This is a genomic window from Fulvivirga imtechensis AK7, assembly GCF_000331535.1.
Lineage (GTDB): Bacteria > Bacteroidota > Bacteroidia > Cytophagales > Cyclobacteriaceae > Fulvivirga > Fulvivirga imtechensis.
On record NZ_AMZN01000051.1, the window covers coordinates 79935 to 100053 of the forward strand.

Genomic DNA, 20119 nt, shown 5'->3' on the forward strand with positions numbered 1-20119 from the left:
TTAGTGAAAAAGATTAAAGTACTTCAAATTATTAAGTCACTCGGACGTGGAGGAGCAGAAATGTTATTAGCGGAATTGCTTCCACTGCATGATCGTGATAGATTTGAATTTAACTACGTTTATTTTTTGCCCTGGAAAGATCAGATGGTGCCTGCTTTGTTGGAAAACAGAGCTAATGTGCATTGTTTTAAAGCCAGCAATAACATTAAGATATTAACGCAGTATCGTCATGTTATCTCATATGTAAAGGAACATGGCATAGATGTTATCCATGCTCATTTACCCTGGGCGGGGTTTTTGGCGCGAATAGTACATTTCAAAACCGGTGTTCCGGTTTTATATACGGAGCATAACAAGCAGGAACGATACCATAAGATAACTTACTGGCTAAACAAGTTATCTTTTAACTACCAATCAGCCGTGATTGCTGTCTCAGAGGATGTAGCTTCATCAATTTATGACAATCTCAAACCCAGTATTCCTGTGGAGGTCATAGTTAACGGAGTCAATACTAATAAGTTTCAGCGAAATGAACAGCGAGGTTTAAGCGTGCGAAAGAAATATAATATACCCGAAGATGCCACTGTGGTGGGAACTATTGCAGTTTTCAGGTTTCAGAAGCGCTTGAAGGAGTGGTTGCAGGTTTTTTCAAAGGCTGCCGAGGTAAACCATTCACTCTATGGAGTAATTGTTGGAGATGGACCATTAAAAAATGAGCTAATCGAGGAAAGAAAAAGGTTAAAACTTGAAGATAAAATAGTTATGCCGGGGCTGCAGACAAATACTGTTGACTGGTTTTCCGCAATGGACATCTATATGATGACATCAGTATTTGAAGGACTACCAATTGCGCTTTTAGAAGCAATGAGTTGCCAATGTGCTATCCTGAGTACAAATGCCGGAGGGGTGAAGGAAGTGATTCACTCAGGGAACGAAGGGCTTCTGGTAAATGTTTCCGATTGGTCACTAATGCCAGAATTACTGGAACAACTGACGGCTGATCAAAAAGCGGTAGAAAAAATGGGAGAAAATGCCCGTATGCGTGTTGTAGAATCTTTTAGTTTGGAAAATATGGTAGAAAGAATAGAGGCACGTTATTTAAAAGCCGTAAATGAGAAATAGATGGAATTCAGAGCAGCAACAAATGAAGATGTACCGAAAATAGTGGAGCTCCTGAGAACAAGCCTTGGGGAGTCATTGATGCCCAAGTCGCAAGCATACTGGGAATGGAAGCACGTAAGAAATCCATTCGGTGCTTCTCCGATGATATTGGCCCTGGAAGGAAAGCAACTTATTGGCGTTAGAGCTTTTATGAATTGGCAGTGGATGAGGCAAGGCAAAACACTTTCTGCTATTCGAGCCGTAGATACAGCCACTCACCCCGACCATCAGGGAAAAGGTATTTTTAAAAAATTGACCCTTCAGTTGCTGGAGCAGTGTAGAAAAAAAGGTGTTGATTTTGTTTTTAACACACCCAATTCTCAAAGTATGCCCGGTTACATTAAGATGGGGTGGAAAGAGGCGGGAAAGTTACCCGTAAAAATGTGCATAAAGCAGCCAGTCACCTTAATCTTAAATAAGTTAAGGCATGCCAGGCCGATTGAGTTTCTTGAGCTTAATACTTCTGATTTTGATTTGGTACCGGTTTTATCTCACTTTGACGACTCTTTGGTAAGTGACAAAGCACTTACCTGGCGCACTCCCCAAACCAAAGCTTTCTTGACCTGGAGGTACATTGATGTGCCTATGGTGAAATACTATGGATATAGAAATGATAATGCACTCATCGTCTTTAGGTTGAAGCGGACTGCATATGGTAGTGAACTGCGTGTGGTTGAGACAATTGGGACCAAACCCGCCATAGAGGCCGCCTTGCGATATATTTTTTTTAAAGTTAGCTTTGATTACATGACATTAGATGGGTTTAACGCAGCTAAGCTACCTGGGATGCTAAGGTTATCGGCTAAAATAGGACCAGTTGTTACCGTTCGTGCCTTAAATTTCACGGATCTGACTGCATTTGCCGGTTTCAATAGTTGGACACCGTGTCTTGGAGATATGGAACTCTTTTAATTAATGCTTTACGGAATTTTTATAATAGTTTTAGGCTATTTCATAGCTGGTGCCTACATCGATAAAATTATCCCTGCCAGGTCACCTAAGTCTCTCGAAAGTAATGTCTTTTTGAAGAGGCTATACTTTTATCATTTTTTTCTATCAGCTGTTTACTATACATATGCCTTATTTGAGTCTTCTGATTCAAAATTTTATTATAGAAAAGTCATAGAAGATTACAGAGGGCCGGGGTGGTTTGATTTCTATGGTGTCAGTACAAGATTCATAGAATTCACCGGGTACCCGTTTATTAAGTACCTGGGTTTTAGTTACGAAGCTATAATGGCACTCTTTTCTATCTTCGGTTTTTTCGGTTTTATCTACTTTTACCTTTTTTTTCAGGAAAAAGTCGTTTTTAAGGAAAGGTTTTTTGGCTATAACTTACTTACAATATTCTTCCTGTTGCCAAACTTACACTTTTGGTCAGGGTCTTTTGGAAAAGGTTCTTTCATATTTCTGGGGATCAGCATGTTCTTCTATGGACTAAATAATGTGCAGAAAAGATGGATAATAATTATTATTGGCGGTTTGATTACTTATCATATTCGGCCACATATAATGTTTGTAATACTTGCTTCTACTGCCATTGGCTTTGCATTTAGTACGAGAGGTGTAGGCTGGGGAACCAGGTTTGCTGTTATTGTAATTTCAGTCGGGGCCTTCTTTTTTGTTTATCAGGATGTGTTGGCATTGGTGGGTGTTGAAGAAGGTGAGGAACTACAAGAGGGGTTAGATCTGGCTCACCGGGCAAAAGAGCTTTCGAAAGCAACGTCAGGTGTGGATATAAGAGATTACTCCCTTCCTGAGAAGGTTTTTACTTTTTTATACAGGCCTTTGTTCTTTGATGCCCCGGGATTTTTGGGAATTGTTGTTTCTTTTGAAAACGTTTTTTTGTTACTGATCACTCTTTATTTTATAGTTAAGGGGGGCGTTTTATATTTACTTAGGGGTGATTTTCTGATCAAAACTGCTTTTTTTAGCTTCATTACTGTATCCATCGCGCTGGCGCAAATCTCCGGAAACCTTGGTATAGCAATTAGGCAAAAGAGTCAGGTTATGATGCTGTTCCTTTTTATTATTCTCAAGTTCCTGAGCGATAAAAAAATGGTTCAGTATAAGAAGTGGGTGAGCAAAAAGAAAAGATCACAAGCGAGGGCTGAAATTTATCATGTTACACCATGAGAGGCATTCTAACTATTTCACTTGACTTTGAGCTTCATTGGGGTGGTTTTGAAAAATGGCCACTAAATGAACGTTATAAAAATTATTTTTTGAATACCAGACGCTGTATTCCCACTTTGCTGTCCTTGTTCGAACAAAGTAATATTCACGTCACCTGGGCTACAGTGGGGCTGCTTATGCACATAACCAAAGGAGAACTTCTGGAACATGTTCCGCAGGTCCTCCCGGAGTATGAGGTGAAAAAGTTATCAGCTTACAATTACATCAGGGAGGCCGGTATTGGGGAGAATGAGTCAACTGACCCGTTTCATTATGCCGGTTCGTTAATCGATGCAATAAAAAAAGTGCCGGGTCAGGAGATCGGCACACATACCTTTTCACATTATTATTGCAATGAAATCGGACAAGGTTCCGAGCAGTTCAGGCATGATCTTCAGGCATCCAGATCAGCGGCTGTAGCTTGGGATGTTACCTTGAAGTCGTTGGTTTTTCCACGAAACCAATATAACCCGGAATATTTGTCTGTTTGTGCTGAAGAGGGAATACAGATTGTGAGAGTAAATCCAATTGACTGGTGGTGGCAGATCAATGGCACTCAAAACGAGTCAATGTGGAAGCGTCTAAACAGAGGACTTGATGCGTATATGTCGATTGGAGGAAAAACTTCTTATTCTCTTGATGCCATCACAATTGAAAGCGGAGTTTTTCTATTGCCAGCGAGCCGTCTTTTAAGGCCTTATCGACCAAAGGAGTTTGTTTTAAACAGGCTGAAAATCGAAAAAATAAAAAAGGAAATGTTGGTAGCGGCTCAAAATAATGAAGTATATCATTTGTGGTGGCATCCTCATAACTTTGGTAATCATACACAGCAGAATATCGATGGTTTAGTCGAGATCGCCAACCACTTCAGAAGGCTTCATGAAGAGTTTGGTATGGTGAGTAGGAATATGGGTGAAATAGCAGAATTATTGTATAATGGAGCTCAAACCTAAACTTCTAAGAATAACAACTGTACCTATATCCCTTAATGTCTTGCTTAAGGGACAGCTTTCGTATATCCGCTCCAATGGATTTGATGTGGTAGCGTCCAGCGCTCAGGGCCCTGAAATTATTGAAATTATAGAAAGAGAGGGTGTCCCTCACTATGTTATTCCATTAACCAGAAAAATTACTCCCTTTCAGGATATCTGGTGCTTGTGGAAATTGATTCTGTTCATCCGGAGAGAGAGGTTTACCATAGTACATTCGCATACACCAAAAGCGGGATTAATAGGTATGTTGGCAGCATGGTTTTGTCGCGTCCCACATCGGCTACACACTGTCGCCGGGATGCCTTTAATGGAAACCAGGGGCTTCAAAAGAAAACTACTTAAGTGGGTCGAATTAATCACTTATAGAAGTGCTACACGTGTCTACCCTAACTCTTTTCGTCTGAGGGATTTTATTGTGAGAGAAATATATGCCTCCCGGGAAAAGCTTCATGTGATCGGCAGAGGAAGTTCAAACGGGATCGATCTGACTTATTTTCAGGTGACAACTGAGGTTGAAAAAAACGGCATAAAGTTATTGGAAACGTATGGTATCAAAAAGGATCATTTGATTATTACCTTTATAGGTAGAATTGTAGCGGATAAAGGAATAAATGAGCTTATCGAGGCGTTCGAACAAGTAAACGAGGGAACAGAGAAGAAGACGAAGCTATTGCTTGTCGGACCGTATGAAGATGATCTGAATCCTATTAGCTCTAAAGCGAAAACCTTCATAGAAGAGCACCCGGATATTATTTCAGTGGGTTTTCAAAGTGACATACGTCCGTACCTGTATATCAGCGATATTTTTGCATTTCCAAGTTATAGAGAGGGATTTCCAAATGTTGTTCTTCAGGCTTGTGCCATGGGAGTACCTTGCGTAGCTTCTGATATTAATGGATGCAACGAAATTATCTTGAATGAAAGGACAGGGTTGTTAATACCCACAAAAAGTGTAGCCGAACTTGTGGCGGCTCTGAAAAGGCTAATTTCCGATGAAGATTTTAGGAAGCGCTTAGCTGAAGAAGCCAGAAGTTATGTCAGAGCGAATTTCGACCAGCAATATGTTTGGAAAGAAATAATCAAGGAATACAAAAAGCATGTGAATGTATAGGATGTTCAAACATATAGCAGATAAAATCGTTGCATTCATTGCTTTGCTGGCACTATCCCCAATTTTCTTGATCTGCTGCGTCTTACTCGGCATTTTCAATAAAAATGGCTTAAAAGGAGTTTTTTTTATTCAACCGCGCCCTGGAGAGAATGAAAGGGTATTTAAGCTGTTTAAATTTAAAACAATGACGGACGAAAGAGATGAATATGGCAATCTGCTGCCTGATGAGCAGCGGTTGACCTGGGTAGGACGTATAATTCGAAAAACATCTATTGATGAAATTCCGCAGCTTCTTAACATTTTGAAGGGGGAAATGTCATTTATTGGCCCCCGTCCATTGCTACTGGAATATTTGCCGTTGTACAGTGATGAACAGCGAAGGAGGCATGATGTGCGGCCTGGAATTTCAGGTTGGGCGCAGGTAAATGGAAGAAATGCAATTTCGTGGGAAAAGAAGTTTGAGTTAGATGTTTGGTATGTCGATCATCAATCTTTTTGGTTAGATTTGAAGATATTATTCCTGACTTTGATTAAGGTTTTGAAGGCCGAGGGAATTAGTGGAGAAAATGTGGCTACAATGGAGAAATTTAAAGGTAGTCAACACTCAACAATTAAAACCAGTAACTAATATCAAATAATGTATCTCTTTGGAGCTAGTGGTCACGCGAAGGTTATATTAGATATACTTAAAAGCAACCGGATAAATGCTCTGGGTCTTTTTGATGATAATAAATCAGGGGGCGGTATCAACGGTTTACCAATAGTGGGAGTGACAGAAGATCATACGTCTGAATGTAATCCATGTATTGTGGCAATTGGAGACAATGGAATAAGAAAAAATGTGGTGGAAAGGTTACGTAGTGCTATTTATGCTTCTGCTTTACATGCCGGTGCCACAGTAGCCGAACCGAATGATATTGCTGAGGGAACTGTTGTTATGGCTGGTGCCGTTATTAACCCATCCACGAAAGTTGGCAGGCACTGCATAGTCAATACCTCTGCGTCAGTAGATCATGATTGTACAATAGGTGACTTTGTTCATATTGCACCTAATGCGACACTTTGTGGGGGCGTTAGCGTTGGAGAAGGTACTCTCGTAGGATCGGGAGCGACTATCATTCCGAATATATCTATCGGTAAATGGGTGGTAGTTGGCGCAGGAACAGTTGTTATTGCTGATGTTCCCGATTACGCGGTAGTGGTAGGGAATCCCGGGAGGTTAGTAAAGATACAACAACATGAATAAATATCAGCCAAAGCGGTCAACCCGGGGTGTATGTCCAGGCTGAGAAGATGGCGAGACATAACCTAAGTACCTTGGGTTGCTCCCTGCTTGCGCGCTAAATGTACTACGATGCGTAAGTATGTAACCATTGAAAATCAAATGTACATGAAAAAAATAGCCATATATGGAGCAGGGGGCCTTGGAAAGGAGGTAAAAACCATAATAGATGCTATCAATCAAGCCAAGCCGGTGTATGACTTTCTTGGATATTTTGATGATAACGTCAGGGGAGATCATGTGATAGGCGGGTTAGCTGATCTTAATAGATGGGAGGAAAACATTCATCTTGTGATTGGTATAGGTGCACCGGAAGTCAAAGAACAAATCATATCATCAATAACCAATTCTTTTATCCGATACGAAACGCTCATCCATCCGGGTGCAGAAATCGGAAATGGTGACGATGTGCAGATAGGTGTGGGAACCATTGTCACTGCAGGATGTATCTTAACAACAGATATTGAAATAGGTAAACATGTTCTTTTAAACTTGAACACCACTATTGGCCATGATGTGGTGATTGGGGATTTTTGTTCTATAATGCCAGGAGTAAACCTGGCAGGGGCAGTTAAAATTAAAAAATCCGTATTGATTGGATCCGGGGCAAATATTATTAACGCTGTTTGTATAGGAGAGCGTGCTGTGGTAGGAGCCGGAGCCGTGGTTTTAAAAAATGTAAAATCGCACAGCACAGTGGTCGGAGTACCTGCAAGGGAGTTGTAATATGTCGTTAATAAGAGAATTTAAACCTACCATACTGTTTTTGGTTAAATTTTTGGGGTTTTACCTCATACTAAACCTGTTATACGGCTTTTTCATTGATGCTTACTCTCCCCTGCCTGACCCCGTTACACGGTGGGTGTCGGTGCAGTCTACTTCAATTCTTAACTTGTTTCAGTACCGGATTGAATATGCCGACCATCAATATCAACCATCAATTAACCTAATCCTGGATGGGCAGGATGTGATTTTGAGTATCTTTGAAGGGTGTAATGGACTGAATGTAATTATCATATTTGTTTCTTTCCTCTTGTCATTCGGAAAGCTATCACCAAGGCTGATATGGTTTATTCCATTGGGCTTAATTATAATACACATTTTTAACGTTCTCAGGATCTTATTGTTATTTTTGATTTCTGTTCATTGGCCAGATGCCATGTATTTTGCCCATAAGTATTTATTCACTGCCATACTCTATGTTGTAATATTTGTTCTGTGGTATTTTTGGCTCAATAAGCTCTATGTAATCAAAAATACATGATAGAAAAACAGTGGGATATGAGACGTTTTGCTTTGATTTCACTCAGCCTTATGGGGTTGATAATGGTGTACCTTCTGCAACGTGAAATACAACATTTTTTTAGCACCTTTGGGTTGTCCGGCTATCAATTATTTATTGCGGGAAGGTCCTTCCGTTTCATTGTTAATGATCTTTTAATGATACTGCTCATCTATGGCCTCTATATGAAAAGGAAGTATGTTATTTTTGCTTTTTATTTGCAGTTAATAGGAATAATTTTGATTTTGATTCCATATCTTGTAATTAAATATAATACCCCTTATAATGGGCCCTTGGTGTCTTTCTTGCACAGACTGGTTATCAACCCGCTTCTAATGGTCTTGTTGATACCAGCTTTTTTTTATCAGGAGAGGTACTCTGAGATTGAAACTACAAAAAATGACACAAAATGAGTGAAAGAATTTACCTGTCGTCTCCTCATATGGGGGGAATGGAGTTGGAATATATTAACGAGGCTTTTGACACCAATTGGATATCTCCGGTGGGGCCGAATATTGATCACTTTGAGCAGGATATTTCCAAGTACATGTCGGGGATCCATGTCGCGGCCCTAAGCTCCGGTACAGCAGCTATTCATCTCGCATTGATCATCTTAGGGGTTGAGCGGGGAGATGAGGTTATTTGTAGTTCCTTTACTTTTGCAGGAAGCTGTAACCCTATAGCTTACATGGGCGCGGTTCCGGTTTTTGTCGATTCGGAAAGAGAAACCTGGAATATGGATCCTGAGTTGCTAAAAGAGGCAATAGAAGACAGAATTAAGAAAGGAAAAAAGCCGAAAGCCATAATTGTGGTTCATTTGTATGGCATGCCGGCAAAACTGGATGAGATCATCCAGATAGGGAAGAAGTACGAGATACCCTTGATAGAAGATGCAGCAGAAGCTTTTGGTGCGGAATATAAAGGCCGTAAAGCAGGAACTTTTGGAGATATAAGTGTGCTTTCATTTAATGGAAACAAAATCATTACCACATCTGGGGGAGGAGCTTTTTTGTCCGCCAATAATACATATGTTGAAAAGGCTAAGTTTCTTTCAACACAGGCCCGGGACCATGCTCCTCATTACGAACATAGTCAAATAGGATATAACTACAGGATGAGTAACATCAGCGCGGGAATAGGGCGTGGGCAGATGGAAGTTCTCGATGAAAGAGTACGACAGAGGAGAAGCATTTTTAAGTTTTATGAGGAGAAATTCTCCGGTTTATCAGGTATTGAATTTTTGAGAGAACCTGCTGGACATTTTTCCAATAGATGGCTGACCACAGCTCTGGTAGATAAGCATCTGCTAGGCGTGGACAGAGAAGATATTAGAATAGGGTTAGAAAAATACAACATAGAAACTCGTCCCCTTTGGAAACCTATGCATATCCAGCCTGTTTTTAAGGAAGCACCCGCTTATACAAATGGAACCTCGGAAGAGCTGTTCAACAGGGGTATTTGCTTGCCTTCTGGTTCAAATTTGACAACAAGCGATAAGGAACGAATAATGAATAAGTTAACAGGCTTATTTAAGGTTACTATTTAATCAGGCAAGGTATTCATTTTATAAACTTAAAATTCGTAATTTGTACTTTAAATAACGAACTACATGTTGTATACCAAAATAAACAGAGTTGTATCTTGCAGTATAAGAGATGTAAATATTGTTTTATTTCTTGTTGCTATTTCTTGTTTGCCCCTATTTTCGTTTGGGCAATCTGCCGGTGATTTTAGATCTTTTGGCTCTGGTGATTGGGATAATGTAAATACCTGGGAACGCTTCGATGGCGGTAGTTGGGTGAATCCAGCTCCCTCTACCCCGACAAATGCCGATGGGGCCATTACTGTTCAGGCTTTTCATACTATTACAGTACCGGTATCTACAACTATCACAATTGATCAAACCACTGTTGAGGGAGATGGTATTCTAAATGTAAATGGAACTTTGATAATTGCAGATGGTACAGGAGATGATCTGGTGATTGCTGAGGCAGATTTTATAACTACATTTTCAGATGGAAAACTGAATGTTAATGATAATGCTATTGTAGAAAATCAAGGACAGATAGCAAATGGTTCGCTAGGATTTGAAGTATTTAGTGGAGGTACCTATCAACATAATCTAAATGGAGGAACCATTCCTTCCGGAACATGGAATACAGGTTCTACATGTTTGGTGACAGGTATAGCTGGTTCAGTGCCTTCTGGATTAAACCAATCTTTTCATCACTTCACATGGGATTGTACTGCTCAATCTACAACTATTTTTCTGAATGCAGCTCTTACTGATGTTAATGGTAATTTGACCATAAATGATACGAATAATAATTTATTGATATTAGTTACAAGCACAACTGCAACTATAAGTGTCGATGGCGATCTTAACGTAAATAATGATGCAGGTTTATATTTAACCACACAAGGTACGGCTACAGTTAATGTTGGTGGGAATGTGAGCATTTCCTCTTCGAAGGCCTCTTTTGCTTTGATTTTTACTGCCACAGGGAATGCCAATCTAAATGTTTCGGGAAACTTTTCAAAAACCGGAACCGGGGTTGTCAATTTGGCCGCTAGTTCAGGCTCAGGAACATTAACAGTTAATGGAGACTTTACATTTACTGGCGGTACTATAAGAAAGTCGGGAAGTACAGGAAGCGGAACGGTTAACTTTGATGGAGTGACTGCATTTACAGGTGGAGGTACTTTTGCAGATGCTGTTAATTTCAATGTGACGGCTGGTTCACAACTTGACCTTGACACTTTTGCACTTACTGGAAGTGGGACCTTTAATTTAGGAGCGGGATCAATCTTGCAATTAGGATCTACCCATGCTTCAGGAGCTTTACAAACGGGAACCTCTGGTGGTAATATCCAGCAAGGAGGATTAAGAACTTTTACTGCAGGGTCCACAATTATTTATGATGGAGCAAGTGCACAGGCTTTGGGAGACGGCTTTCCTACAGATGTGAATCTTGAAATAGATAATGCATCAGGTGTTTCCCTAAGTGGGGAAGTAACAATTTCAACAGGAAGAACCTTAACTCTCTCATCAGGCAACCTGTTAATCGGAGGAAATACTTTGTCGATAAATGGCAATATTTCCGTGGCAGCAGGAGCTCTGGAAGGGGGAGCATCTTCAAATCTATCTATAGGTGGAACAGGGAATTTCGGAACTTTATCATTTGCAACCACTACAACACTGAACGATTTTACTTTGAATAGATCCTCATCGGGGAATGTCACACTCGGGTCGAATCTAACTATTTTAGGTACTTTTACCCAGACGGATGGTGACATCACTCTAAACGGAAATACGTTCAATATTAATGGACCATTTTCCAGAACCGTTGGAACTCTGGTGTGCGATGCCTCTGCAACGCTAATTGTAGATGGAACAGGTGCGTTACCTGCGTCAGTTGGAATGTCCGGAGCTTTGACCACGTTAACTCTAGATCGGGCTGGTAGCACTTTTTCAACAGGTGCTACATTGACCATCACGAATTTAAACTTGACAGCGGGTACTTTTGATAATACTAGTACGATCACCATGGCTGCAAATGGAGTCATAACGCGGACGGCCGATGGCAGTATGAATAATGCTCCGGTAGCTGTCACGAGCTATGATGTGGTTTACAACAATAGTACAACAATATCTTCAGGGCCCGAACTCCCCACCGGGACAACGGCCCTCGATGATCTTACCAAGCAGGGCTCAGGCCAACTGGACTTAAGCAATAATTTAACTGTAAATGGCATTCTAACTCTTTCGAATGGAGTTTTTAACGCGGGAACCAACACTATCGATTTTAAGGGAAATATTGTTAGCAATGCAGCTTCTACTTTAACTTCAAGTTCGGTAACATTTAGTGGAACAACAACAGTTACAGGAAATACTACTATGACCTTTAATGGGATAACTGTATCAGGTACGCTTACGCCTCAGGTTGATTTTAATATCAATGGGAATTTGGTGAACAACGGCACTTTAAATGCTGGTACGGCTACAACCACTTTTGGAGGTACTACTACGGTAAGCGGCAGTAGTACCAGTTCATTTAACGATGTCGTAATTAGTGGATCTCTAACAGCCCATTCCGGGAGTATGAACGTAGCTGGGGATTTTACCAACAATGGTACGTTTAGCAACAATAGCGGTGAAATAGTTTTTAACGGAACAACATCTATTTTAGGCTCCAATACTACTGATTTCCATAGTGTTATAATTGCCGGTACGCTAACTGGCCCTGCAACTTTCAACATAGAAGGTAATTTCACCAATAATGGAGGTACATTTAATCACAATAATGGAACTGCAGTGTTCGGGGGTTCCATTGCACAAACAATTGGAGGTACCTCTGCCAGTACTTTTTACAGCATGACAGTAGGTAATTCTAACGGAGTATCTGTTACAGGGACAGCTCGCCTTGAGGGGGTTTTTACTCTTAGCGGATCTGGCGTATTCGATGCAGATGGTGGTGGTTCGGGTGTTTTTGTGGTCAGATCTCGGGGTGTCACCAACGATGATGCCCGGATAGCTGATCTCACTGGTGTAGAAGGTAATTTTACAGGAAATATTACTGTCGAAAGGTATCTGGACGGACCGGACGACTGGCGATATATTTCCACTCCAATAACTGACGGCAATTTGGGAATGTGGCGCGATGACTTTTCCATAACTGGTAATTTTTCAGACGCAACTACTTCTGCTGAGGACCCTAATGTTACTCACAGTACTGCAGCTTCTGTCTATGTGTATGATGCGGCATCAGACGCCTGGACCGCGGTCGATGGAGGCGGAGGCGCTACAAGTACAGTTTCCCTTACCAATGGAACAGGATATGCCGCCTATATCTACAATCCTTCGGATTTTACGTTTTCAGTGAGGGGAACAATGGGTAAAGGTGCCGTGAATATTCCTTTGACAGCAGACGCTTCAGGCAGGTATAATCTGGTGGGAAATCCGTATCCCTCCGCTATTGATTGGGATAATATTATTCCTCAGACGGGTTTGGCCAGCACTGTTTCTATTAGAACTGCAAACGGTGTATTTGCCGCTTATAATGGTTCTATAACTACCAACCCGCCTTTTGTAGGTTGGACGGGAGAAATCGCTATGGGCCAGTCTTTCTGGATACAATCTACATCTGCCACAACGCTTAGCCTGACAGAGGCAGACAAGACCGGTAATCAGAATCATTTCCTTAGAACTTCAAGTCCTGAGAATTTTCTTCGTATAACTCTGAGCAACAGTACGGAAACTCAGGGAGACGAATCTGTCGTTTGGTTTGTAGAAGATGCTACCGATACCACTGACTTTGCTTACGATGCTGTTAAAAGAAAGAATGGCAATCAGGTTTCGGCTGGAAAATATGACTACTTAAACCTGTCAACTTTTAATGATAGTTCAATTCATGACTACACTATTAACACAGTTTCTTTTATTGATTGTGCCAAAACAGTTAAATTAAAGGTTTCTGATGTAGCTCAAGGACAATACAAACTACTATTTACCGAACTGAACAGTTTTAATCTTCCCTATGATGTTGTTCTAAATGATCATTTCCTTGGCACATCAATTGCTTTAAGTGATAACAGTGAATATTTGTTTAATGTTACGGCAGATGCGGCAAGCTACGGAGCAGAAAGGTTTGAGGTCGTTTTCACAATAAGCCCGGTAGATACTACAATTCCGGTGTCAGCATCTGTTTCTGAGATATGTGAGGGAGAGGGTGCCACTATCAACATAGACAATTCAGATATTTATACCTCTTATAAAATTTATAAAGATGGTATTGCTGTTTCGGAAACATTCACAGGAAATGGAAGTACGCTTAACATAGGGTTAAATACTGAGGTACTCATCGTAGGCGAAAATACATTTACCATTGAGGCCAATAAGATGGATTGTGGAATTTCTTACCTGGAGGAGAATGCTACAATTTCGGTGAAAGATTATTACCAGATAACTTCCACTGAGGGAGGTATGAACTGTGGGGAAGGACAAGTGGTGCTGAAAGCTTTGGGCTTGGCTGATACTGATGGTTTGTATAACTGGTATGCAACGTCAGACGCTGCTACCCCGCTGGAAAGCAACACTACTGGTAGCTTTACTACTCCACCTATTGGCAATACAACCTCTTATTTTGTTTCGGCTGTAAATTCGTTGGGTTGTGAGAGCGATAAGGTGGAGGTAATTGCAGAGATAGTAAACATAGAGAAACCTACCATTTCTGTTAATGGTAATGTGTTTACTTCAAGTTATACGGAAGGCAACCAATGGTATAAGGATGGTGAGGTTATTGAAGGTGCCATTAGCTCAACGCTGGAGGTAACTGCTGAAGGAACATATTCTGTCACTGTAGCACAAAATGGATGCTCTGCATCTTCCGACAATGTAGTATTTAATGTTACGGGCCTGGAAGATGAAATAGCCAACCGTGGTGTGAAAGTTTACCCCAATCCTTTTAGTAGTGAACTTCATTTCATTATCCCTGAGTGGGTGGAAGTTCACAAAATTGAGCTATTGGATGTAGAAGGACGAGTATTTATGAATATCGACCGAAACAATTTTAGCATTGGGGAAAATATATTACATTTACCGGAAGTACCAGAAGGGTTGTATATAATTAATATTCAATCTTCAGATGGTGTTATACCTCTAAGAATAGTTAAGAAATAGATGAAAAGCATTTTTGTGTCTATACTCGTTTTATTTTTTACATTTTCACTGCGAGCGCAACCAGGCGACCCTGGTGGAGGAGGAAAACCTGTGCCTATTGGTGGAGTAGAGTTACTACTTCTTGCGGGCGGAGCGTTGGGGATTAGAAAGATAGTAAAACAACATCGCAAGCGCTGAGTTGGAATAAGGACCTAAGATTTTGATAACGCATTTTCTACTAAAACTTCGAATACTTCCGAGGTGGATAATTATCCTCATTGATATTGCTGTTGTAGGTTGTGCTACCTATCTGGCTTATCTTCTCAGGTTTAATTTTGAAGTTAAGGAGCTGGAAAACTTCAACTACCACCTCGGTATGGGTGTTAATATGCTAGCAAGCCTGTTGGCTCTGTTAGTAACCAGGAGCTATGCGGGCATTGTTAGATATACCGGCATCCAGGACATGTTGAGAGTGTTTAATACACTGGTTATAACACATGTAACTACTTGCGTTGTCAACCTTGTGTATCATTATAACTACAACAAAAATCTGATTCCATATTCCGTTATTCTTATTGCTTTCCTCGCCTCATTCTTACTTCTCCTTCAGTACAGACTTCTGATTAAGAATGTTTTTTCTTATTACAGGGGAAGTACTATGTCTAAAATCCGAGTATTGGTGTTTGGTGCGGGGCAACTAGGCATGGTTACAAAACAGGTGATCGATGGTACTGATGGGTCCAAGTATCGTGTTGTTGGGTTTGTAGAGGATGATATCAGAAAGGTTGGTAAAAATATCCATGGTACCCCCATTTATAGCGGACAGGAGTTAAACTCCCTTTTGGATTTGTTATCGGTAAAGGAATTGATCATAGCAGTAAAGGACTTGTCAGTAGACCGTAAAAATGAAATTGTTGACATATGCCTTGAGCAGGATGTAAAGGTCCGTACTGTCCCTCAGGCAGATGATTGGGTTAAGGGGGAGTTGAGCCTTAATCAGATTAAAGAAATTAATATCGAAGATCTGCTGGGTAGAGAATCTATACAGCTCGATAATATGGCCGTCTGCGATCAACTCCAAAACAAACGTGTATGTATCACGGGAGCAGCGGGCTCAATAGGCAGTGAGTTGGTTAGACAGGTAATACAATATAGGCCTGAGCAATTAATTGTCATAGATCAGGCTGAGTCTGCACTTTATGAAATAGAAAGAGAACTGGGAAATAATGATAACATCGAATTTCTTGTGGCAGACGTAACAAATGAAGGTCGAATAGATGATATATTCTCTCATTATAAACCAGAGATTATCTTCCACGCAGCAGCGTACAAGCACGTACCGTTGATGGAAAAGAACCCATCGGAAGCTGTGTTGTGTAACGTTATTGGGACAAGAAATTTGGCTGACTTTGCAGTTAAACATCATGTATCGAAATTTGTGATGATCTCTACCGATAAGGCGGTCAATCCAACAAATGTAATGGGATGCTCTAAGCGTATTGCAGAGATTTATGTCAGGTCGCTTAACAACCACCTGAAACAGCTAGATAGAACTACTGCTACCTCTTTTGTGACTACCAGGTTTGGCAATGTTCTGGGATCTAACGGATCGGTTATCCCATTTTTCCAAAAACAAATTAGTCAGGGAGGACCGGTGACGGTTACTCATCCTGAAATTACCCGCTATTTTATGACCATTACTGAAGCATGTCAGCTTGTACTGGAGGCTGGAGCTATGGGAAAGGGAGGGGAGATATTTATTTTTGATATGGGTAAGTCAATTAAAATAGTTGATTTAGCAAAAAAGATGATACAGTTGTCTGGGTTGGCACTCAATAAAGATATTGAGATTGTCTATACAGGCCTAAGACAGGGAGAAAAGTTATACGAGGAATTATTGGCCAGCAAGGAAAATACTATTTCCACCCATCATAGCAAAATAATGATAGCTAAGGTGTTGGAGTACGACTACGATGAAATAAAAAAGAATACGGAAGATTTACACCAGGCAGCTCTTGACAGAAAAGATAACTTTGAAATAGTTGCAATTATGAAAAGAATTGTACCAGAGTTCAAGAGTAACAGTTCTCCGTATCAGGTATTGGATAATAGTTCTTCTGTGGCGTAGAACTGAGATTAATGAAGGTTTCTAGGGATTTATCTACGTCTACGTTGAATGTTACGTCTGGGCCCCTTGCCTCGGTTTTTGGAATTGACAGATAGAATATTCTCCGGGAGATAATACTCAATTTTTATATTAAATAGAAAATATCCATCGTTATTAGCCGGGTTTCCTCGTATATGTCCCTCGTCAATTCCTAAAGGTGGTAAATCTATTTCATGTCTTCTGTCAGCCATTGCCTGAACCAACGGGTCCTCAATAGACGAATGTAGTTGATAAACAGTGCTTACGTCATCCAGATAATCTGTAAATGTTAACCTATAGCCTCCTTCAAGCCCAATATTGATGAAGGGGTTTGCCTTATATTTAACCCCAATTCCAAAAGGAATAACAATGGCCAGCCTGTTATAATCCACCCCTTCAGTCCGCAGTGGCTGAAGGGCGATATAGTCACCTGCATCTGGCAGTGGATCTTCATTCCAGTCTGTCTGTGGTACCTGGCCTTTAGGATTAAAATAAAGCAGACCTATACCAATAAATCCATATGGGTTGAACTGTGGTCGTTGGTAAAATCTTGCTCCCTGGGGAAAAGCATTGACAATACCTATTAAATCAAGCTCAAAATTATCAGATCTGAAGGATAAATTCCTTCTGGTTTTTCCCGTGAGTTCAGAGTCACTGTCATCACCCTGCAACCTGAACCAGTGAAGCTCAGCCCTACCTGCAATTCGGGAGTGAAAGAAATACTGCAAACCAATATTAAGATTAGGCTTGGCATCCATGTAATCCCCCGGATCCTTCAGATCACCAAAATAAGTAGATGTACCCGTTCCCACCGAAGCAATTACATCTCTCCCCGTTCTGAAGTTATAAAAACTTTGAGCATCAACTAGTTCTACTATTCCTGCAAGGGCAATGCTGAGTACAGCTATTATTCTCTTCATGGTCCAATTATACTCAATTAACTACAATTTAGTAATTATGTGGTTAATTATAAAAAATAGTAACGGTAAAAAGAAATTCTGGTTTGGAATATAAATGCTAAAATGAAAATAGCCCTACATATTTGCAGAGCTATTCAGTGCACTCGGAAGGATTCGAACCCTCAACCCCCAGAGCCGAAATCTGGTATTCTATCCAGTTGAACTACGAGTGCATCAACTATATACTATAGTTTATGACAATACTTCTTTCACCTTGGTAGCGGCATCTTTCAGCAGTATAGCTGATGACACCTTAAGCCCTGATTCCTCAATGATCCTGGCGCCTTCCTCGGCATTCGTACCTTGTAGGCGAACAATGATGGGGATATCAATGTTCCCGATCTTTTTGTATGCTTCTACCACACCATTGGCCACGCGATCGCAGCGAACAATACCCCCAAAGATATTAATCAATATTGCTTTTACATTAGGATCTTTCAAAATAATTCTAAACCCTGCTTCCACAGTTTCGGCATTAGCACCACCTCCTACGTCAAGGAAGTTGGCAGGCTCCCCACCGGATAACTTAATGATATCCATAGTAGCCATTGCCAATCCGGCTCCGTTTACCATACAACCCACATTACCATCCAGTTTTACGTAACTCAAACCTGATCTTCCGGCTTCTACCTCAGCAGGATCCTCCTCTGAAAGATCTCTCAGCTCAGCCAGATCTTTATGTCTGAAAAGTGCATTGTCATCCAGGTTTACTTTGGCATCCACAGCCAATATCTTGTTATCAGATGTTTTCAACACGGGATTGATCTCGAACATTGATGAATCTGTAGCTTCATAAGCCTTGTATAGTGCATAGATGAACTTCACCATCTCTTTAAAGGCATTTCCTTCAAGCCCTAGGGCAAAGGCAATTTTTCTGGCCTGGAATCCCTGAAGTCCAACAGCCGGATCTATCCACTCTTTTACAATTTTTTCAGGAGTCTTTTCTGCAACCTCTTCTATGTCCATACCTCCCTCAGTAGAAGCCATGATTACATTGCAACTTTTCGCTCTATCAAGCAAAATACTTAAGTAAAATTCTTTGGGTTCTGAGTCGCCAGGATAGTAAACATCCTCAGCTATTAGCACTTTATTCACTTTCTTCCCTTCATCACCGGTTTGATGCGTTACCAGTGTGCCACCTATGATATTTTTAGCCTTTTCAGTAACCTGATCAAGTGATTTGGCCAGTACCACACCATTGGAGCCAGTCTCCTGGATTTTACCTTTACCTCTTCCTCCGGCATGTATCTGAGCTTTAATTACATACCAATCTGTTCCGGTTTCACTATGAAGTTCTTTTGCTGCATTCAGCGCTTTGTCAGCAGTGTCAGCAACAATTCCTCTCTGAATCTGTACTCCGTATTTTTTTAATATGTCTTTTGCTTGATATTCGTGAATGTTCATGCTTAGAAATTTTTGCACGAAAGTAGTTCTTTTGGTTTTATATTTCAAGGGTTAAGGATTTAAAATCGGCTAAGCGGGAATTCTATATTCAATTTTGTTATGTTTGGCTTTCTATTTAGTGTTTGTAAGAAAACTCTAAGTGGCTTTAAGAAAACGTCAAGGTCAAGGCTTGTGAAGTTCTAAAAAGCGGAGCGTACTGAGGTACGAGAGCATTTTTGGAACGAGCGTAACGCGGACATTGGTGTTTTCTTAGAGACGTTATTTAGTGTTTTCACAATTGAAAATATATGCTCATCGCAAAAGGGATAACAAAGACATATGGCGACCTGAAGGTGCTTAAAGGGATAGATCTGCATGTTAAGAAAAAGGAAATTATATCAATAGTGGGGGCTTCGGGGGCCGGAAAGAGCACATTGCTTCATATACTTGGAACCCTGGATAAGCCTGATCTTGGCACATTGACCATTAATGGTGCTAACATCGATACCATGAGCAATAAGGAGAAATCGGCATTTCGCAATAAACACATAGGTTTCATTTTTCAGTTTCACAATCTCCTGCCAGAGTTTACTGCTAAGGAAAATATATGTATTCCCGGTTTTATAAGCGGTAGAAATGCATCTTCAGTAAGACAAAGGGCTGATGAGCTGCTAAAGATCCTTGGCATTTCGGCAAGAGCCGATCACAAGCCGTCTGAACTTTCGGGAGGTGAGCAGCAGCGTACGGCAGTAGCCCGTGCGTTGATCAATAATCCCTCGATAGTATTTGCAGATGAACCTAGCGGTAATTTGGATTCTAAAAACGCCAGAGAGCTGCATCAGCTCTTTTTCAGGCTGCGAGATGAGCTTGAGCAGACATTTGTGATAGTGACACATAATGAGGAATTAGCAAATATGGCAGACAGAAAACTCGAAATTAAAGATGGTGTAATTCTTACCTGATGGTTGTT

The 20119-nt window shown here is 40.7% G+C and carries 17 protein-coding genes and 1 tRNA gene; 15 read left to right on the forward strand and 3 right to left on the reverse strand.

What is annotated here, in order from left to right; translation table 11 throughout:
- Positions 1–3 precede the first annotated feature (3 nt).
- The 14 genes from C900_RS15470 to C900_RS15530 all read left to right on the forward strand — a co-directional run bounded on the left by C900_RS15470 (position 4) and on the right by C900_RS15530 (position 16789).
- Positions 4–1122, forward strand: coding sequence for a glycosyltransferase (locus C900_RS15470; protein WP_157494048.1), 1119 nt, complete (start codon positions 4–6; stop codon positions 1120–1122).
- Positions 1123–2073, forward strand: coding sequence for a GNAT family N-acetyltransferase (locus tag C900_RS28520; RefSeq protein ID WP_009580973.1), 951 nt, complete (start codon positions 1123–1125; stop codon positions 2071–2073).
- Positions 2074–2076: 3 nt separating this feature from the next.
- The gene (locus C900_RS15480; RefSeq protein WP_009580975.1) at positions 2077–3297 is read left to right on the forward strand and encodes a hypothetical protein; all 1221 of its coding nucleotides are present in this window, start codon (positions 2077–2079) and stop codon (positions 3295–3297) included.
- Positions 3294–4289: a polysaccharide deacetylase family protein gene (locus C900_RS15485; protein WP_009580977.1), complete on the forward strand. Its 996-nt coding sequence runs from the start codon at positions 3294–3296 to the stop codon at positions 4287–4289. Before C900_RS15480 ends, C900_RS15485 begins: the two co-directional genes overlap by 4 nt.
- Positions 4273–5439: a glycosyltransferase family 4 protein gene (locus C900_RS15490; RefSeq protein WP_009580978.1), complete on the forward strand. Its 1167-nt coding sequence runs from the start codon at positions 4273–4275 to the stop codon at positions 5437–5439. The genes C900_RS15485 and C900_RS15490 overlap by 17 nt, the downstream gene beginning before the upstream one ends.
- Position 5440: 1 nt before the next feature.
- Positions 5441–6067, forward strand: a complete 627-nt coding sequence (locus C900_RS15495; protein ID WP_342662398.1) for a sugar transferase — start codon at positions 5441–5443, stop codon at positions 6065–6067.
- 9 nt (positions 6068–6076) lie between these two features.
- Positions 6077–6685, forward strand: a complete 609-nt coding sequence (locus tag C900_RS15500) for an acetyltransferase (protein WP_009580980.1) — start codon at positions 6077–6079, stop codon at positions 6683–6685.
- 108 nt (positions 6686–6793) lie between these two features.
- On the forward strand, positions 6794–7447 hold the full coding sequence (locus C900_RS15505) for an acetyltransferase (protein WP_009580981.1): 654 nt from the start codon (positions 6794–6796) through the stop codon (positions 7445–7447).
- Between the two features lies 1 nt (position 7448).
- A complete protein-coding gene (gene xrtF / locus C900_RS15510) occupies positions 7449–7985 on the forward strand; it encodes an exosortase family protein XrtF (protein WP_051052861.1) in 537 nt (178 codons plus the stop codon).
- Between the two features lie 62 nt (positions 7986–8047).
- On the forward strand, positions 8048–8416 hold the full coding sequence (locus tag C900_RS31045) for an exosortase F system-associated membrane protein (protein ID WP_425401996.1): 369 nt from the start codon (positions 8048–8050) through the stop codon (positions 8414–8416).
- Positions 8413–9549: an aminotransferase class I/II-fold pyridoxal phosphate-dependent enzyme gene (locus tag C900_RS15520; protein ID WP_009580983.1), complete on the forward strand. Its 1137-nt coding sequence runs from the start codon at positions 8413–8415 to the stop codon at positions 9547–9549. Before C900_RS31045 ends, C900_RS15520 begins: the two co-directional genes overlap by 4 nt.
- A gap of 63 nt (positions 9550–9612) precedes the next feature.
- Positions 9613–14682, forward strand: coding sequence for an Ig-like domain-containing protein (locus C900_RS15525; protein ID WP_009580984.1), 5070 nt, complete (start codon positions 9613–9615; stop codon positions 14680–14682).
- Complete coding sequence (locus C900_RS29935; protein ID WP_009580985.1) at positions 14683–14859, forward strand: hypothetical protein; 177 nt, start codon at positions 14683–14685, stop codon at positions 14857–14859.
- 22 nt (positions 14860–14881) lie between these two features.
- Positions 14882–16789 (forward strand): polysaccharide biosynthesis protein, encoded by a 1908-nt coding sequence (locus C900_RS15530; protein ID WP_009580986.1) that lies wholly within the window; start codon positions 14882–14884, stop codon positions 16787–16789.
- A 29-nt stretch (positions 16790–16818) separates the two neighbouring features.
- On the opposite strand, the gene C900_RS15535 is transcribed toward C900_RS15530, so the two are convergent.
- The 3 genes from C900_RS15535 to sucC form a co-directional block, all read right to left on the reverse strand.
- Positions 16819–17727, reverse strand: a complete 909-nt coding sequence (locus C900_RS15535) for an outer membrane beta-barrel protein (protein ID WP_009580987.1) — start codon at positions 17725–17727, stop codon at positions 16819–16821.
- A 138-nt stretch (positions 17728–17865) separates the two neighbouring features.
- Positions 17866–17939, reverse strand: a tRNA-Arg gene (locus tag C900_RS15540).
- 19 nt (positions 17940–17958) lie between these two features.
- Positions 17959–19170 (reverse strand): ADP-forming succinate--CoA ligase subunit beta, encoded by a 1212-nt coding sequence (gene sucC, locus C900_RS15545; RefSeq protein ID WP_009580988.1) that lies wholly within the window; start codon positions 19168–19170, stop codon positions 17959–17961.
- 287 nt (positions 19171–19457) lie between these two features.
- Between sucC and C900_RS15550 the strand changes: the two genes are divergently transcribed.
- Entirely contained in the window at positions 19458–20111 is a 654-nt protein-coding gene (locus C900_RS15550; RefSeq protein ID WP_009580989.1) for an ABC transporter ATP-binding protein, read from the forward strand.
- Positions 20112–20119 lie beyond the last annotated feature (8 nt).

Excerpts from the sequence above, each read along its gene's own strand:
- C900_RS28520 (WP_009580973.1), top strand. The coding sequence starts at position 1,123 with ATGGAATTCAGAGCAGCAACAAATGAAGATGTACCGAAAATAGTGGAG.
- C900_RS15480 (WP_009580975.1), top strand. The coding sequence starts at position 2,077 with ATGCTTTACGGAATTTTTATAATAGTTTTAGGCTATTTCATAGCTGGT.
- C900_RS15485 (WP_009580977.1), top strand. The coding sequence starts at position 3,294 with ATGAGAGGCATTCTAACTATTTCACTTGACTTTGAGCTTCATTGGGGT.
- C900_RS15490 (WP_009580978.1), top strand. The coding sequence starts at position 4,273 with ATGGAGCTCAAACCTAAACTTCTAAGAATAACAACTGTACCTATATCC.
- C900_RS15495 (WP_342662398.1), top strand. The coding sequence starts at position 5,441 with ATGTTCAAACATATAGCAGATAAAATCGTTGCATTCATTGCTTTGCTG.
- C900_RS15500 (WP_009580980.1), top strand. The coding sequence starts at position 6,077 with ATGTATCTCTTTGGAGCTAGTGGTCACGCGAAGGTTATATTAGATATA.
- C900_RS15505 (WP_009580981.1), top strand. The coding sequence starts at position 6,794 with ATGCGTAAGTATGTAACCATTGAAAATCAAATGTACATGAAAAAAATA.
- xrtF (WP_051052861.1), top strand. The coding sequence starts at position 7,449 with ATGTCGTTAATAAGAGAATTTAAACCTACCATACTGTTTTTGGTTAAA.
- C900_RS31045 (WP_425401996.1), top strand. The coding sequence starts at position 8,048 with ATGGTGTACCTTCTGCAACGTGAAATACAACATTTTTTTAGCACCTTT.
- C900_RS15520 (WP_009580983.1), top strand. The coding sequence starts at position 8,413 with ATGAGTGAAAGAATTTACCTGTCGTCTCCTCATATGGGGGGAATGGAG.
- C900_RS15525 (WP_009580984.1), top strand. The coding sequence starts at position 9,613 with ATGTTGTATACCAAAATAAACAGAGTTGTATCTTGCAGTATAAGAGAT.
- C900_RS29935 (WP_009580985.1), top strand. The coding sequence starts at position 14,683 with ATGAAAAGCATTTTTGTGTCTATACTCGTTTTATTTTTTACATTTTCA.
- C900_RS15535 (WP_009580987.1), bottom strand. The coding sequence starts at position 17,727 with ATGAAGAGAATAATAGCTGTACTCAGCATTGCCCTTGCAGGAATAGTA.
- sucC (WP_009580988.1), bottom strand. The coding sequence starts at position 19,170 with ATGAACATTCACGAATATCAAGCAAAAGACATATTAAAAAAATACGGA.
- C900_RS15550 (WP_009580989.1), top strand. The coding sequence starts at position 19,458 with ATGCTCATCGCAAAAGGGATAACAAAGACATATGGCGACCTGAAGGTG.